This is a genomic window from Pseudomonas sp. GT1P32 (genome assembly GCF_054897805.1).
In genome coordinates this window covers 190,284-204,609 of the sequence record NZ_CM142704.1, presented here as the reverse complement: position 1 = coordinate 204,609, position 14,326 = coordinate 190,284, and the positions used below count along the sequence as shown (strand labels likewise).

Here is a 14,326-nt window from a genome sequence, read left to right as displayed (position 1 = left end):
ACATGAATGCCCCTCTTTCCCCCAATTCCTGGCAGTACCGTGGCCTTAACGCGCTCAACCCTGGCCTGTCGTATTTGTCCGATGCGCTGATTGAGCTGACCGAGGCCGGGTATCCGGTGATGGCCGGTTCCGCCGACCTGCAGTACTCCAACGGCCTGAACAAATTCGCCAGCCGCTACCCCGAGCGCTACCTGCAATTCGGTATCTCGGAGCAGAACATGGTCACGGCCGCCGCCGGTCTGGCCACCTGCGGAGTGATGCCGTTCGTGGCGACCTTCGCCTCGTTCCTCGGTTTGTTGTGCTGCGAACAGATCCGCATGGACGTCGCCTACTCGGCGCAACCGGTGCGCCTGATCGGGCACCACACCGGGATTTCCCTGGGCTTCTATGGCACCTCGCACCACGCCACTGAAGACATCGCCACCATGCGCTCGATCGCTGATCTGGCGGTGGTGTCGCCGGCGGACGGCGCGCAACTGGTCGCAGCAATCAAAGCCTCGGCCACCTACGACAAGCCGGTGTACTTCCGCATCGGTCGCGGTCGCGATCCGATCGTTTACGAAGACGGCGTGACCTTCGAGTTCGGCAAGGCTCATGAACACTTCGAAGGCGAGGAACTGACCATCATCGCCTGCGGCATCACCGTACATCCGGCACTCGCGGCGGCTCGCAAAATGAATGCCGAAGGGCGTTCGGTGGGCGTGATCGACATGGCGTCGATCAAGCCGATCGACCGTGACGCCATCCTGCGCGCCGCTGCACGCAGCAAACGCATGATGACCGTCGAAGAGCACAACGTGCTCGGTGGCCTGGGCGCTGCGGTGGCCGAAGTGCTGGCGGATGAAGGCGTCGGCGTGAAGCTCAAACGCCACGGCATCTACGACGAATACAGCCTGATCGCACCGCCGACACACTTGTACGAGCACTACAAACTGGATGCCGCCGGCATCGAGGAAGTAGCGCTGGCGCATCTGCGCGCCTGATCCGCGGACGTCACCTGTAGGAGCCGGCTTGCTGGCGATGAAATCACCACGGTGCACCTGACACACCGCGGTGCCTGGATCGCCAGCAAGCCGGCTCCTACAGAATTGTGTATTTCAGGGACATCTCGTTTTTTCAGGGAACTTTACGCAACTCATCGTTACCCACCACATCCCGTGGTTCATGAAACATCTCGGAGCCAACAATGAATAACATCACCGAGACCATGCCCGACTACTCGATCGGGCAGGCCAAAACACGTACCACCTTGCGCAGAAAGTCATTGATGGCCACCGGCGTCGGCAACCTGCTGGAATGGTTCGACTGGACGATCTATACCGTCGCATCGGTGTACATCGCGGCGGCACTCTTCGATAAAAGCAACGCCACTTCTGCCCTCCTCAACACGCTGGCGGTGTTTGCCGCCGGGTTCCTGTTACGGCCGATTGGCGGCATCTTCTTTGGCATCCTTGCCGACAGACTCGGCAGGCGCATGGTGTTGCTCAGCACCATGCTGCTGATGGCCAGCGCCAGTTTGCTGATTGCGTTCATCCCCTCGTATGACGCAATTGGCAGTTGGGCGTCGGCGCTCCTGCTGTTGGCCAGGCTGGTGCAGGGCTTTGCCCACGGTGGAGAAACCACCACCTCATACGCCTACATCGCTGAAATCGCTCCACCGAAACGTCGCGGGTTGTGGTCGAGCACGGTATTTCTCGCGGTGGGTTGCGGATCGTTGCTGGCGACGTTTTACATGGCTTTGCTGACGTCGTTGCTGTCGGTCAGTGAAATGCAGGAATGGGGCTGGCGTATCCCCTTCGCCACCGGTGGCCTGTTGGCGGTGGTTGCCTTGTGGCTGCGGCGCAACATGATGGAAAGCGAGCACAGCCCAAGTGCCGGTGGTACGAGCGAAGAACCGGCGTGGAGTCGCGGCACAATCATTCAGCACGGCGTTCGGTTGTTTCTATATGAAGCGGGCGCCACGTTGACGTATTACACGTGGGTGACTTCGGCGTCGATCTACGCCATCAGTGTCAAGGGCATGGATCCGCGTAGTGCGTTCACCATGAGTTGCATTGCTCAGGTCATTTACCTGGTGTTTTTGCCGATCTCGGGCTGGACCTCGGATCAGTGGGGACGCAAGATTTCGGCGCTGATTTCGTTGCTCGGGATCGCCGCGACGCTGTTCCCGCTGTGGGGGCTGATTTCCAGTGAGCCGTGGACGTTGATGGTGGCGCAGACGGCTGGATTGCTGTTGGTAGGCTTTATCACCGGCTGTAAACCGGCTTCGATTTCGGAGCAGATTCCGACTCGTTATCGCACGCGGATGTTCGGGGTGTGCATTTCTTTGGGGGTGGCGGTGTTTGGGGGGACGGCTTCGTATCTGACGACCTGGTTGTACTCGGAGAATATTGGGTGGATGTTCAACATTTACTTGATTGTGGTTGCGGTGATTGCCAGTGCTGTGGTGCTGATGTGGAAGAATAACCATGGGGTGCCGATTGACAAGATCTGAGTTGGGGTTGGGGGTTTATCCGTTTCTTCGGTAACGGCGGCTATTGGTTTCGCCCTTACGGCGAGTCACTTGGAAGAGCCCCAAGTAACCAAGGGCTCTTGCCCCTTTCGTTCGGTGCCTCGCCTAGGCTCGGCATGCCCTCGCTCCGGTCCTGCTCCGTGGGCCCGCCGCCATCGGCCATCCATGGCCGGGGGCGGCTAACCCGGCATCCATGCCGGGTTGCCCACTGCGCAGAATCTGCGCTCGGCCTCTCGAGGGGGCGTGTACCTCAAGATCAAAAGCTGAAGGCGAGCTAACGCTCGGCCTGATGAGTGGTGAGAAGCAAAAGCAAACGCGATTCCCTGTAGGAGCCGGCTTGCCGGCGAAAGGCGTGTGGGCGACGCGTTCACTCAGACAGCCCGCGTTATCGTTGACGTCCATCGCCAGCAAGCCGGCTCCTACAGTTGATTGGTGCCATGGCCAATTACCGCGTCTGCTGTTGCTTTGCTTTGCTTTGCTTTGCTTTGCTTTGCTTTGCTTTGCTTTGCTTTTGATTTTGATTTTGATCTGCCCCGTCGGGAGGCCGAGTGGAGGTTCTGCGCAGTGGGCAACCCGGCATGGATGCCGGGTTAGCCGCCCCCGGCCAGGGATGGCCGATGGCGGCGGGCCCACGGAGCAGGACCGGAGCGAGGGTATGGCGAGCCTTAGCGAGCCACCGTACGTCAGGGGCAAAGCCTTTTGGTTCCTTTTCGGCGTTTGGAAAAGGGACTCGCCGTAAGGGCGAAACCGCCAGCAGCCGTTACCGCAGAAACGGATATGTACACAATCCCCCCTACCCACCCAACACATTCACCAACGTCGCCTGATTCTGCAACTGCGCCGTCTTGACCTGGGACAACGCATTCTGCGCCGCCAACTGCACCCGCTGCGCCTGCAGCACATCCAGAAACGGCGTCTCCCCCGCCTGCCACGCCCGTTGAATCTGCGCGGCGGCCGAACTGGCCTGACTCGCCGCACTGGCCAGAAACGTCTGGCGCTCGGCATTGCGTTGCGCAGCAGCCAGTGCCGACTCCACCTCGGACACCGCCACCAGCACAGTGCGCCGATAACTCAACAACGCCTGCCGCGCTTCCGCGTCCCGCAAATCAACCACATTGCGTCGACGGCCGCCATCGAGCACCGGCACGCTGGCATTCAAACCCGCGAGCCAGAACGTCGAACTGGCCAGGTTCGCCGCGCTCACACCATCAATCAAAGACCCCAGCGCAGCTGACAGACTCAAGCGCGGCAACAGATCCGCCTTGGCAACGCCGACCCGCGCATAAGCCGCGATCAAGCGAGCTTCCGCGGCACGGATATCAGGCCGGCGGCGCAACAGATCCGCCGGGGTTCCGGCCTCCAACAACGACACCGTGGAAACCGGCGCCGGACTGTCCCTGAACTGCTGATACAAGCCCTCGGTCGGCTGGGCCAGCAGCACCGACAACCGATGCAGCGAACGCTGCCAGTTCAATTGCAGCGCCGGCACCTGAGCGGCGGTGGAGTCCGACTGCGAACGTGCACGCAACACATCCGCCTCCGGCGCGTCCCCGGCCGCATACAACTGCTCGGTCAGTTGCAAGGTCTGCGCCTGACTGGCAGCACTTTGCTTGACGATCGCCAGGCGTTCCTCCTGGCCGCGCGCCTCGGCATAGGCCTGGACCACCTCAGTGATCAACGCTACCCGCACGCCCCGCGCCTCTTCCTCGGTCGCGTTGAGGTCTGCGTCGGCAGCCCGCACGCCTTCGCGGATGCGTCCGAACAGATCGATTTCCCAGGCGGCACTCAACCCGACCGAGGTCGGCTCGGTGATCAGCGAATCCGTGAAACCGGCCTGATCGGCCGAGATCCGCTGACGCGCCGCGCTCGCCCCGAGGTCGACCTGTGGGCTGCCCGACGCCGCGCTGATGTTGCGCAGCGCGCGCCCGGCTTCGATGCGCGCCAGGGCAATCTGCAGGTCAAGGTTTTGTCCCAGGGCGCGCTCGACCAGACGGTCCAGCAACGGGTCCTGATAACGCGTCCACCAGTTGTCGGTAACGCTCGCCGCACGTGCCGTTTGTGCGTTGACGAAACGCTCGACCGGCACGTCGGACGGCGGTGGCATTACCGGCGAAGCACAGGCGCTCAACAGCACCGCTCCCAGCATCAGGCCTGGAGCACGAAGCAAGTTATTCATGGGCCACGCCCTGTTCAGAATGAATGGAATGAGCCTTGGCGTGACGTTCGCCACCCGCGAGGCGGCGGATCAGCACATAAAAGACCGGGGTGAACAACAGACCAAACAACGTGACGCCGATCATCCCGAAGAACACCGCCGAACCCACGGCCTGGCGCATCTCGGAACCCGCGCCCTCGGACATCACCAGCGGCAACACGCCCAGCACGAAAGCCAGTGAGGTCATCAGGATCGGCCGCAAGCGCAGACGACACGCCTCAACCACGGCATCGACAATGCCCTGCCCTTCCTTCTCCTGCTGACGCGCCACTTCGACGATCAAAATCGCGTTCTTCGCCGCCAGTCCCACCAGCACGATGAAACCGATCTGGGTCAGGATGTTGATGTCGAGCCCCATCAGCCGTACGCCTCCGGCAGCTGCCAGCAAGCACATCGGCACGATCAACAGGATCGCCAGCGGCAGACTCCAGCTGCCGTACTGCGCCGCCAGCACCAGGTAGACGAAGATCACGCACAGCGGGAACACCAACAAACCCATGTTGCCGGCCGTGGTCTGCTGGTAGCTGAGGTCGGTCCACTGATAAGTGATACCGGCCGGCAGCGTCTCTTGAGCCAGGCGTTCCATGGTCTTGATCCCGAACTCGGAGCCCAGTCCCGGCAACGTATCACCGTTGATTTCCGCGGTCGGAAACAGGTTGTAGCGCGGGAATCGCTCTACACCCAGCGCTTCATGCAGACGCGTCACGCTGGCAATCGGCACCATCTGACCGGCATCGTTACGCACCTTGACCCGTGCCAGATCCTCCGGCGTGACGCGGTACGGCAGGTCAGCCTGCGCCGTAACGCGATAAGTCCGCCCGACGAGGTTGAAGTCGTTGATGTACGACGAACCAAAGTAGGTTTCGATGGCCTGGTTGATCTGGCTGCTCGGTACGCCGAGCATTTCCGCCCGTTCACGGTCCAGTTCAACGAACACCTGCGGCGTGCGGGCCGAGAACGGCGAGTACACGCCGGTCATGCCTTGGGTGGCGTTGGCGGCGGCAATCAGGTTATCGGTCGCTTTGGCCAGGGCTTCAGTGCCCAGCCCGGCAGTGTCCTGCAAACGCATGGAGAAACCACCGGTGCTGCCCAAGCCTTGAACCGGCGGCGGCGTGGCAACAATCACCGTCGCACCGCTGACCACTTTCAAACGTTCACGCAAGTCTTCGGCAATCCTGTCCGAGGTAAGCCCATGGACCTTGCGCTCGGACCACGGCTGGAACACCGGCGCCAGACCGGCCGAGTTCGAGGAACTGGTGCCCGTCACCATCGAGAACCCGGAGAACGTCGGTACGCGATCCACTCCCGGCACTTGCAGGGCAATCGCCTCGATCTGCTGGGAGATTTCGTTGGTGCGCTCCAGCGATGCGCCATCGGGCAGTTGCACGATGACCACCAGGTAGCCGCGATCCTGAACCGGGATGAAACCCTTGGGCGTCGACACCAGCAGGTAAGCGGTCGCGGCGATCAGCACCGCGTAGATCGTCAGCATCAACGGTGTTCTGGCCACCAGGCCACGTACGCTGCCGGCATAACTCGAAGAGAGTTTCAGGAAGCCACGGTTGAAGCCATCAGCCGCCCGTTTGAGCACGCCTGTTTTCGCAGCGTGATGCGCTTCAGGTTCATGCCGGCGCAGGATCATCGCCGCCAGGGCGGGAGACAATGTGACCGAGTTGAACAGCGAGATCGCGGTGGCCACCGCAATCGTGATCCCGAACTGGCGGAAGAACTCACCCGAGATCCCCGGAATGAACGCAGTCGGAATGAACACCGCACACAACACCAGGGTAATGGCGATCAACGCACCGCCGATTTCCTGCATGGTGACGATGGTCGCTTCCAGCGGACTCTTGCCATCGGCCAGATGCCGCTCGACGTTTTCCACCACCACGATGGCGTTATCGACCACGATACCCACGGCCAACACCAGCCCGAAGAGGGTCAGGTTGTTGATCGAATAACCGAGCATTGCCATGACCGCGAAGGTGCCCACCAGCGACACCGGAATGGCCAGGATCGGAATGATCGACGGCCGCCAGCCTTGCAGGAAAACCATGATCACCAGCACCACAAGGATGACCGCCTCGTAAATGGTCTTGCCCAGCTCGCCGATGCTGTCGGCAATGAACGCCGTCGGGTTGTAACCGATGCTGTATTCGATGCCCTCCGGGAAGTCCTTGCCGATTTTCTCCATGGTCTCTTCGACCACTTTCATCGTCGCCAGGGCGTTGGCGCCCGGACGTTGCAGCACTTGCAGGCCGATGGCCGGGTTGCGCAAGTAATAGGTGTTATTGACGTACGCCAGCCCGGCAATTTCCGTGCGCGCCACATCCTTGAGCCGCACCAGACGCCCGGCAGTTCCCGACTTGAGAACGATGTTGTCGAAGTCGGCCGGCTCTTTCAGGCGACCCTCGAAGATCAGGTTCGGCTGAAACGCCTGGGACGCCACTGGCGGCTGGGCGATCACCCCGCCGGCCACCTGGGTGTTTTGCGAACGCACGGCCGCGATGATGTCGGCGGGTGTCAGGTTGAACGCCGCCACGCGCTCCGGATCGAGCCAGATGCGCATCGAGTACTCGCGTGCGCCGAGCGGGTTGATGTCGCCGACACCGTCGATACGCTTGAGCACATCGGCGACGTTGCGGATCGCGAAGTTCGAGACGTACAGCTGATCGTAAGTACCCTTGGGCGAGGAGATGAAAATCGTCGACAACTGCGTCGGCGACGATTTGCGCACCGTCACGCCACTGCGCTGCACCGGCTCCGGCAAGCGCGGCGTAGCCAGCGCCACACGGTTCTGCACCAGCACCTGGGCCTTGTCGACATCGGTGCCGCTCTTGAAGGTCACGGTCAGGTTGAGGCTGCCATCGGAGGTTGCCTGGCTGTACATGTAGAGCATGTCTTCAACGCCGTTGACCTCCTGCTCGATCGGGATTGCCAGGGTCTCGGCGACCGTTTGCGCCGAGGCACCGGGATAGGTCGCGGTGACCACCACGGTGGGCGGCGCGATGTCCGGGTACTCGGAAGTCGGCAAGACCAGATAGGCCAGGCCACCGATAATCATCAGGACGATCGACAGCACAATCGCCAATACCGGCTGTTCGATGGATGTACGGCCCAGGCTCATAACGGCGCCTCCTCGTTGCCCGTGGTTTTCGCGGCCTGGGCCAGCGAGCGATCCTCGGCCATGGCCGTATCACCGGCCCGCACGCGTTGCAGGCCATCGACAATCACCCGGTCCTGCGCCTGCAGTCCGCTGGCAATTTCGCGCAAACCGTCATGCAGTTTGCCGAGCGTCACCGGTCGCACTTCGACCTTGTTCTGCGCATTCAACACGTAGACGACTTTGCGGGTCGCATCGACGCTGATCGCAGTGTCCGGCAGAAGGAGCGCCGAGTACGGTGCCTGACTGGAGAACTGCACCCGGCCAAATTGCCCTGGGCTCAGTTGCAGGTTCTGATTGCTGACCCGGGCTCGCTGCCGCAAGGTCCCGGTCGATGGATCGAGGCGGTTGTCGATGAAGTCCATGCGTCCGGTCATGCTCGGCTCGGCTTCGCCGGGCAAGGCAATGCGCACCTGACTCTGTTTGCCGGCGGCGTTCGCCTGGCGACGGTATTTGAGGTAGCTCTGTTCATCGATATCAAAGTAGATATCAATCGGGTCAATCGAGACGATGGTGGTCAGCAACGTGGCGCTGCTGTTGCCGCCATTGACCAGGTTGCCTTCACTGATCAGCTTGCGGCTGATCCGCCCGCTCATGGGCGCGGTGATGCGGGTGAATTCCAGGTCCAGCTTCGCTGCGCTCAACGCGCCTTCGGCACTGAGGACTTCGGCCTGTGCTGCCTGGCGTGCTTGCAAGCGCTGGTCGTAGAGGCTGCGGGCGATGGTTTTGGACTCGATCAAGACGTTGGCGCGGGCGAACTCCTGCTCGGCGAGGGCCAGTTGCGAGCGTACCTGCGCCAGTTTGCCTTGCGCCTGGATCACGGCGGCCTGGAACGAGCGCGAATCAATTACGAACAGTAAATCGCCCTTCTTGACGATGGCCCCATCCTGAAACGCGACTTTCTCCAGATAGCCGCTGACCCGCGAACGAACTTCCACCGAATCGGTGGCCTCGAAGCGCCCGGTAAAACTGTCCCAGTCGGTGATCACCGACTTGACCGGCTGACTGACCGTAACGCTCGGTGCCGCCGGCGCGCTGCTGGCCTTTTCCGGACCGCATCCGCTCAAGGCAGCCACCAGCGCAAGGCTGATCGCGGACAACGCCGCGCCTTTTAATACCTTCGATTTGACTGGGGATGCTGCCGGTTTCCCCGTGGTGTGCAAGTTCACTTTTGTGCTCTCCGAAGTGGGTAAAACTAAAACATCAGTTCATTTATCCAGAACTGGCTTAATCAACTTCCGACAGCGCGCTCATCCAGTGTTTTATTGCGCCCGACAAAAGCACCCGACTCTTCTGCATGAACTGCGAAAGATCCAGAAAGAGCAGCCACGGTGGCAAACAAGGCAACGATTTTTTTGAAAAAAGTCATGATGGAAAATCTCGGTAGTGATCAGAATGGAAAGGATTTTCCAGCACCACCCACCGAAGATAAACCGCAGGAATACGAAAACAATATTGACTAAAAGACACGAACTAGCGCTCTAGCACAAGGATTATACAAACACCATCGCACCGATCCGACACCACGGGACAATGACTTGTGAAGCGCATTCACTGATGATTGGGCGATTGCCAATTATGGAGGCAGGACTAATAACAAGAAGATTAAAAGCAGGCAGGGATAATTAACTTTCAATAAACAAGGAGATGACCTGGCGGCCATCCCCCCAGAACTATCAGCGATTAATACCTCCCAGGCAGAGGTATTTGATCTCAAGATAATCCTCGATGCCGTACTTGGAACCTTCACGGCCAAGTCCCGACGATTTGACGCCACCGAACGGCGCCACTTCCGTAGAGATCAACCCTTCGTTGATCCCGACAATGCCGCACTCCAGCGCCTCAGCCACGCGCATGATCCGGCCGATATCGCGGCTGTAGAAATACGCGGCCAAACCAAACTCGGTGTCGTTGGCCATTTCGATGGCTTGCGCCTCGGTGCTGAAACGGAACAACGGCGCCACCGGGCCGAAGGTTTCCTCACGAAACACCTTCGATTCGCGCGGCACATTCACCAGGATCGTCGGCCGGTAGAAACTGCCCCCCAGCGGATGACGCTCGCCACCGGTCAACACCGACGCACCGCGCTCGACGGCATCGGCGACATGCTCCTCGGCCTTGCGCACCGCGTTGTCGTCGATCAACGGACCGATCGTCACGCCGTCTTCAAAGCCGTCGCCAATTTTGAGCGCTTCGACGGCGGTTTTCAGTTTGGCCGCAAACGCCTCATAGATGCCGTCCTGCACCAGCAAGCGATTGGCGCAGACGCAGGTCTGCCCGGCGTTGCGGTACTTGGACGCCAACGCCCCCTGCACTGCCGCATCGAGATCGGCGTCGTCGAACACGATGAAGGGCGCGTTGCCACCGAGTTCCATGCTGGTCTTTTTGATCGTGGGTGCGCATTGGGCCAAGAGTGTTGCGCCGACCTCGGTGCTGCCGGTAAACGACAGTTTGCGCACATCCGGGTTGGAGGTCAGCTCGCCACCGATTTCACTGCCCGGTCCGGTGATCACGTTGCACACGCCGGCAGGCAGGCCGGCACGTTCGGCCAGCACGGCAATCGCGATCGCCGAAAACGGCGTCTGGCTGGCCGGACGCAACACACCGGTGCACCCCGCCGCCCAGCCCGGCCCGGCCTTGCGGGTAATCATCGCGGACGGGAAATTCCACGGGGTAATCGCGGCAAACACGCCGATGGGTTCTTTCTGCACGATGATGCGGCTGTTCGGCGAGTGCGAAGCGATGGTGTCGCCGTAAACACGCTTGCCCTCCTCCGCGAACCACTCGATGAACGACGCGGCGTAGGTGATCTCGCCGCGACTCTCGGCCAACGGTTTGCCTTGTTCCGCGGTCATGATCCGCGCGAGGTCTTCGCGATGGGTGATCATCAATTCGAACAGGTGCCGCAGCTTTGCCGCACGTTCCTTGGCGGTGAGCGCACGCCACGCCGGTTGTGCGCGCCTGGCGGCGGCAATGGCTCGCGCGGTTTCGCTCGCCCCCAGTGAAGGCACGCGCCCCAGTACCTTGCCGGTGGCCGGGTTGATGACGTTGATGCTGCGACCTTCACCAATCGCCAGCCATTGACCATCGATGTAGTTGGCCTCGCGAAACAGCGAGGGATCGTCGAGCGTCGACAGGAAGTTTGAATCGGCCATGCTGCTGTCACTCCTCAAAATTCAATCACCTGACGGACCGCGCTGCCATCGTGCAGGCGGTCGAAACCTTCGTTGATGTCGTCCAGTTTCAGCCGGCCGCTAAGCAGCCGATCCACCGGCAGGCGGCCATCGCGATAGAGCTCGATGAAGCGTGGAATATCGCGCAGCGGCACACAGGTGCCGATGTAGCTGCCCTTGAGCGTGCGCTCTTCGCCCACCAGTTGAACGACGTTGACCGGCAGCGCCGAACCGGGCGGCGGCAAACCGGCGGTCACGGTCATGCCACCGCGTTTGGTCATTTGCATGGCGTTGTCCAGTGCGCGGATCGAACCGGCCATTTCGAACACATAGTCCGCGCCGCCCCCGGTCAATTGCCGCACCTGCTCGACGGCGTCCGGGTCGCCGCCATTGACCACCGCAGTGGCCCCGACTTCTTTAGCCAGTGCGAGCTTCTCGGGTGACAGGTCGACGGCAATGATTTTGCTCGCCCCGGCCGCCCTCGCCCCCAACACCGATGCCAGGCCGACACCGCCCAGCCCGATCACCACGGCGGTCGAGCCCACCCGCAGCTGCGCGGTATTCACCACAGCGCCAACCCCCGTCAGCACTGCACAACCAAACAGCGCCGCTTCGACAAACGGCAGATCGCGGTCGATCTTGACCACCGAGTTGCGCGACACCACCGCGTATTCGGCAAACGCCGAAACGCCGAGATGGTGATGGACGTGACCGGCAGCACTGCTTAAACGCACCGAGCCATTGATCAGCGTGCCGGCGGCATTCGCTTTTGCCCCCGGCTCACAGAGCGCTGGCCGACCTTCTGCGCACGGCAGGCAGTGGCCGCAACTGGGCATGAACACCATCACTACATGGTCGCCTGGCTCAAGGTCACTGACCCCATCGCCGAGCGCTTCGACTACACCCGCCGCTTCGTGGCCGAGCGCCATGGGCATTGGTCGCGGGCGGTCGCCATTGATCACCGACAGGTCGGAATGGCACAGGCCTGCGGCACGGATACGCACCAGCACTTCGCCCGGCCCCGGTGGCGCCAGCTCGATGGTTTCAATTGCGATCGGCCTGCTCTGTGCATAAGGCGGCGCAACATTCATATGTCTTAGAACAGCAGCTCTGACTTGCATCTTTCGTCTCCGACGCAGCTGGACTCGATAGTGAGTACTCATCACTATGCCGCAGCCCGCCCACCTCAGAAACGCATCGCCAGGCGTAGCTGTTTGGAATTGAATTCGCAAAAGCATGCTGTCCCGACGGGCACGCACTCGGGTCGAATTGTTATTTCGGTTCTCAAATCTTGTGCTCGGCCACCGCGTTCCCGGCCACCCATCCACTGCTTATCCTGAACCCGCAAACAACATCACAGCGTCCCCAGAGGCGCCTGAATGAGGGTTTCAAGATGACCGAAGCAAGCACCCGAAAAAAACTGGTCGAGGCCGCACCCCATGCCTCGTTCAATCTCGACGAGATCGTCAAGACATTCCCCGAAACCGCCGAAACACTGCTGGTCGATACGCGCCTGACTGACGAAGACGAGGCCAGTGCGCGGGTCTTCCGGGTCTATCACCCGACGCCTGCGCACTATCACGCCACCTGCGACGAATACCTGATTGTGTTGTCCGGGCGCGCGACCTTTTTCATGGGTGACCGCGAAGAATTCGAGGTCGGTCCGGGCGAGATGCTGTTCTTCAAGAAGTTCACCATCCACGGCATGCCGAAGATTCTCGAACACCCGCTGTTCATGGTGTCGGTCGACACTCCGCGTCGCGATCCAAGCGACATCATCTTTGTCGATCCATCCAGCGGCACCGCCGAATCGTTCGTGCAGGCAAAGCCATGAACAGCAGCGCACTAGAAGTTTTCGCGACCTTTCCAGTCGAGCGTCCCGGCAATCCGACCGTGATGCCGGACGGGCGCGTGCTGGTATCGGTCTCGGCGATCATCGCGCCGTCGATCTCGGTGCGCGCCGTGTCCGAAAACGGCGAGCATGCGGCCTATCCCGATGAGGTCTGGGCCGGCAAACCCGGCGTCGACGGCCGTGGCATGTCTGCCGTGATCGGCATTCGCACGGACCCGCAAGGGATCGTCTGGATCCTCGACATGGGCAGCCCGCAGCAACAGCCCCGGCTCATCGCCTGGAATGATCGCGAACAACGCCTGCACCGCCTGATCGTGCTGCCGCAGAACGTACTTCGCCCGAGTTCCTTCACCCAGGACTTCGTCATCGACTGGCGCCGCCAACGCATTTACATCGCCGACATGACGATGAACCCCAGCGGTGCGAGCGACTATCCGGCCATCGTCGTGGTCGACCTGCAAAGCGGTCTTTCGTGGCGTTCGCTGGAGTGCTACCCGGGCCTGATGCCCGGTGATGTGCCGCTGATGGTCGCCGGCAAACCGCTGTCGCGGCGCACACCGGACGGCGAGGTCATTGCTTACCAGTACGGGCTGAACCCCATCGCCATCGACCCGTTGGGCCGCTGGGTTTATTTCGGTTCGATGTCGGCGCGCAAGGTCTACCGCATCGCCACCGAAATCCTCGCGCAACCTGCCGCCGACGCGCCGTTGAGCGAGGCGGTGGAATACTGGTGCGAGAAGCCCCATTGCGACGGGTTTGATGTCGATGCACTGGGCAACGTCTATGTGACGGACATCGCCAACAGTGCGATCGGGCTGGCCTCTCCTGCTGGCTATCGCATCCTGGCCCAGGACGACCGACTGCTTGCCTGGCCGGACGGGGTCGAGCTCGATGCACAGGGAAAATGGCTGTACATCACGGCGAACCAGTTGCACCGACACCCGCTGCTCAATGCGGGTGAAGACGCCAGCCAGCCGCCCTTCCATGTTCTGCGTTTGCGGGTGGATGCACCGATGGGGTTGAGCGAAGCGCCATGAGCATCCGGTCTGTTGTCATTGCGCTGCTGTTGACGGTAAGCGCTATTGGCCTGGCGCTCGCGGGTGTGGGTGCCGGCGTATGGATCTATGCCGCAGTGGCGCTCGCGGCGGCAGCGCTCTCGCGGGGCGGTCCGGACCGTTGGCCCGGTTGTATGTTCGAGGGGCCGAGGGTCTCCCTGGCGCATCGTTTGCTGACTCAATTGGCAGCGCTGGTGTGTTTGCTGTTGGCGCAATGGCTGCGTGGAGACCTGCGGGACATTCTTTCGATTGCCGGGATTCTGCTGTTTGTTCATGCCTTGCTGGTGGCTTGCGTGCCGCGAATTGGCAGGGTGATTCGCCGGTGAATGAAGGGCTTCTGCCAACCCCCGATCAAT

General features: G+C 61.3%; 11 protein-coding genes. 5 read left to right on the top strand and 6 right to left on the bottom strand.

All coding sequences use genetic code 11. The features are described 5' to 3' along the window. Nucleotides 1–2: 2 nt before the first annotated feature. Together ACYZUC_RS00970 and ACYZUC_RS00965 are read left to right on the top strand one after the other, a co-directional pair. Nucleotides 3–983 (top strand): transketolase family protein, encoded by a 981-nt coding sequence (locus ACYZUC_RS00970; protein WP_008033976.1) that lies wholly within the window; start codon nt 3–5, stop codon nt 981–983. Nucleotides 984–1,186: 203 nt separating this feature from the next. Further along, on the top strand, nt 1,187–2,494 hold the full coding sequence (locus ACYZUC_RS00965; RefSeq protein WP_461992812.1) for an MFS transporter: 1,308 nt from the start codon (nt 1,187–1,189) through the stop codon (nt 2,492–2,494). An 811-nt stretch (nt 2,495–3,305) separates the two neighbouring features. Here the strand turns inward: ACYZUC_RS00965 and ACYZUC_RS00960 are convergent. From ACYZUC_RS00960 to ACYZUC_RS00935, 6 genes are all read right to left on the bottom strand, one after another. Further along, nucleotides 3,306–4,688, bottom strand: coding sequence for an efflux transporter outer membrane subunit (locus ACYZUC_RS00960; RefSeq protein WP_461992810.1), 1,383 nt, complete (start codon nt 4,686–4,688; stop codon nt 3,306–3,308). Next, complete coding sequence (locus ACYZUC_RS00955; protein WP_461992808.1) at nt 4,681–7,854, bottom strand: efflux RND transporter permease subunit; 3,174 nt, start codon at nt 7,852–7,854, stop codon at nt 4,681–4,683. The genes ACYZUC_RS00960 and ACYZUC_RS00955 overlap by 8 nt, the downstream gene beginning before the upstream one ends. Beyond that, complete coding sequence (locus ACYZUC_RS00950; RefSeq protein WP_461992806.1) at nt 7,851–9,059, bottom strand: efflux RND transporter periplasmic adaptor subunit; 1,209 nt, start codon at nt 9,057–9,059, stop codon at nt 7,851–7,853. The genes ACYZUC_RS00955 and ACYZUC_RS00950 overlap by 4 nt, the downstream gene beginning before the upstream one ends. 62 nt (nt 9,060–9,121) lie before the next feature. Beyond that, a complete protein-coding gene (locus tag ACYZUC_RS00945) occupies nt 9,122–9,259 on the bottom strand; it encodes a hypothetical protein (RefSeq protein ID WP_461992804.1) in 138 nt (45 codons plus the stop codon). Nucleotides 9,260–9,566: 307 nt separating this feature from the next. After that, the gene (gene gabD / locus ACYZUC_RS00940; RefSeq protein WP_192228400.1) at nt 9,567–11,045 is read right to left on the bottom strand and encodes an NADP-dependent succinate-semialdehyde dehydrogenase; all 1,479 of its coding nucleotides are present in this window, start codon (nt 11,043–11,045) and stop codon (nt 9,567–9,569) included. Between the two features lie 14 nt (nt 11,046–11,059). After that, a complete protein-coding gene (locus tag ACYZUC_RS00935; protein WP_461992802.1) occupies nt 11,060–12,184 on the bottom strand; it encodes a zinc-dependent alcohol dehydrogenase family protein in 1,125 nt (374 codons plus the stop codon). A gap of 272 nt (nt 12,185–12,456) precedes the next feature. On the opposite strand from ACYZUC_RS00935, the gene ACYZUC_RS00930 reads away from it, so the two are divergent. The 3 genes from ACYZUC_RS00930 to ACYZUC_RS00920 are packed head-to-tail and all read left to right on the top strand — an operon-like array spanning nt 12,457 to nt 14,296. Continuing rightward, entirely contained in the window at nt 12,457–12,897 is a 441-nt protein-coding gene (locus ACYZUC_RS00930) for a cupin domain-containing protein (protein ID WP_008024140.1), read from the top strand. Then, nucleotides 12,894–13,952: an L-dopachrome tautomerase-related protein gene (locus ACYZUC_RS00925; protein WP_461992800.1), complete on the top strand. Its 1,059-nt coding sequence runs from the start codon at nt 12,894–12,896 to the stop codon at nt 13,950–13,952. Before ACYZUC_RS00930 ends, ACYZUC_RS00925 begins: the two co-directional genes overlap by 4 nt. Then, nucleotides 13,949–14,296, top strand: a complete 348-nt coding sequence (locus ACYZUC_RS00920) for a hypothetical protein (protein WP_461992798.1) — start codon at nt 13,949–13,951, stop codon at nt 14,294–14,296. The genes ACYZUC_RS00925 and ACYZUC_RS00920 overlap by 4 nt, the downstream gene beginning before the upstream one ends. Nucleotides 14,297–14,326 lie beyond the last annotated feature (30 nt).

What these genes read in the sequence shown, in the direction of transcription:
- ACYZUC_RS00970 (WP_008033976.1), top strand. Translation starts at nt 3, where the DNA reads ATGAATGCCCCTCTTTCCCCCAATTCCTGGCAGTACCGTGGCCTTAAC.
- ACYZUC_RS00965 (WP_461992812.1), top strand. Translation starts at nt 1,187, where the DNA reads ATGAATAACATCACCGAGACCATGCCCGACTACTCGATCGGGCAGGCC.
- ACYZUC_RS00960 (WP_461992810.1), bottom strand. Translation starts at nt 4,688, where the DNA reads ATGAATAACTTGCTTCGTGCTCCAGGCCTGATGCTGGGAGCGGTGCTG.
- ACYZUC_RS00955 (WP_461992808.1), bottom strand. Translation starts at nt 7,854, where the DNA reads ATGAGCCTGGGCCGTACATCCATCGAACAGCCGGTATTGGCGATTGTG.
- ACYZUC_RS00945 (WP_461992804.1), bottom strand. Translation starts at nt 9,259, where the DNA reads ATGACTTTTTTCAAAAAAATCGTTGCCTTGTTTGCCACCGTGGCTGCT.
- gabD (WP_192228400.1), bottom strand. Translation starts at nt 11,045, where the DNA reads ATGGCCGATTCAAACTTCCTGTCGACGCTCGACGATCCCTCGCTGTTT.
- ACYZUC_RS00935 (WP_461992802.1), bottom strand. Translation starts at nt 12,184, where the DNA reads ATGCAAGTCAGAGCTGCTGTTCTAAGACATATGAATGTTGCGCCGCCT.
- ACYZUC_RS00930 (WP_008024140.1), top strand. Translation starts at nt 12,457, where the DNA reads ATGACCGAAGCAAGCACCCGAAAAAAACTGGTCGAGGCCGCACCCCAT.
- ACYZUC_RS00925 (WP_461992800.1), top strand. Translation starts at nt 12,894, where the DNA reads ATGAACAGCAGCGCACTAGAAGTTTTCGCGACCTTTCCAGTCGAGCGT.
- ACYZUC_RS00920 (WP_461992798.1), top strand. Translation starts at nt 13,949, where the DNA reads ATGAGCATCCGGTCTGTTGTCATTGCGCTGCTGTTGACGGTAAGCGCT.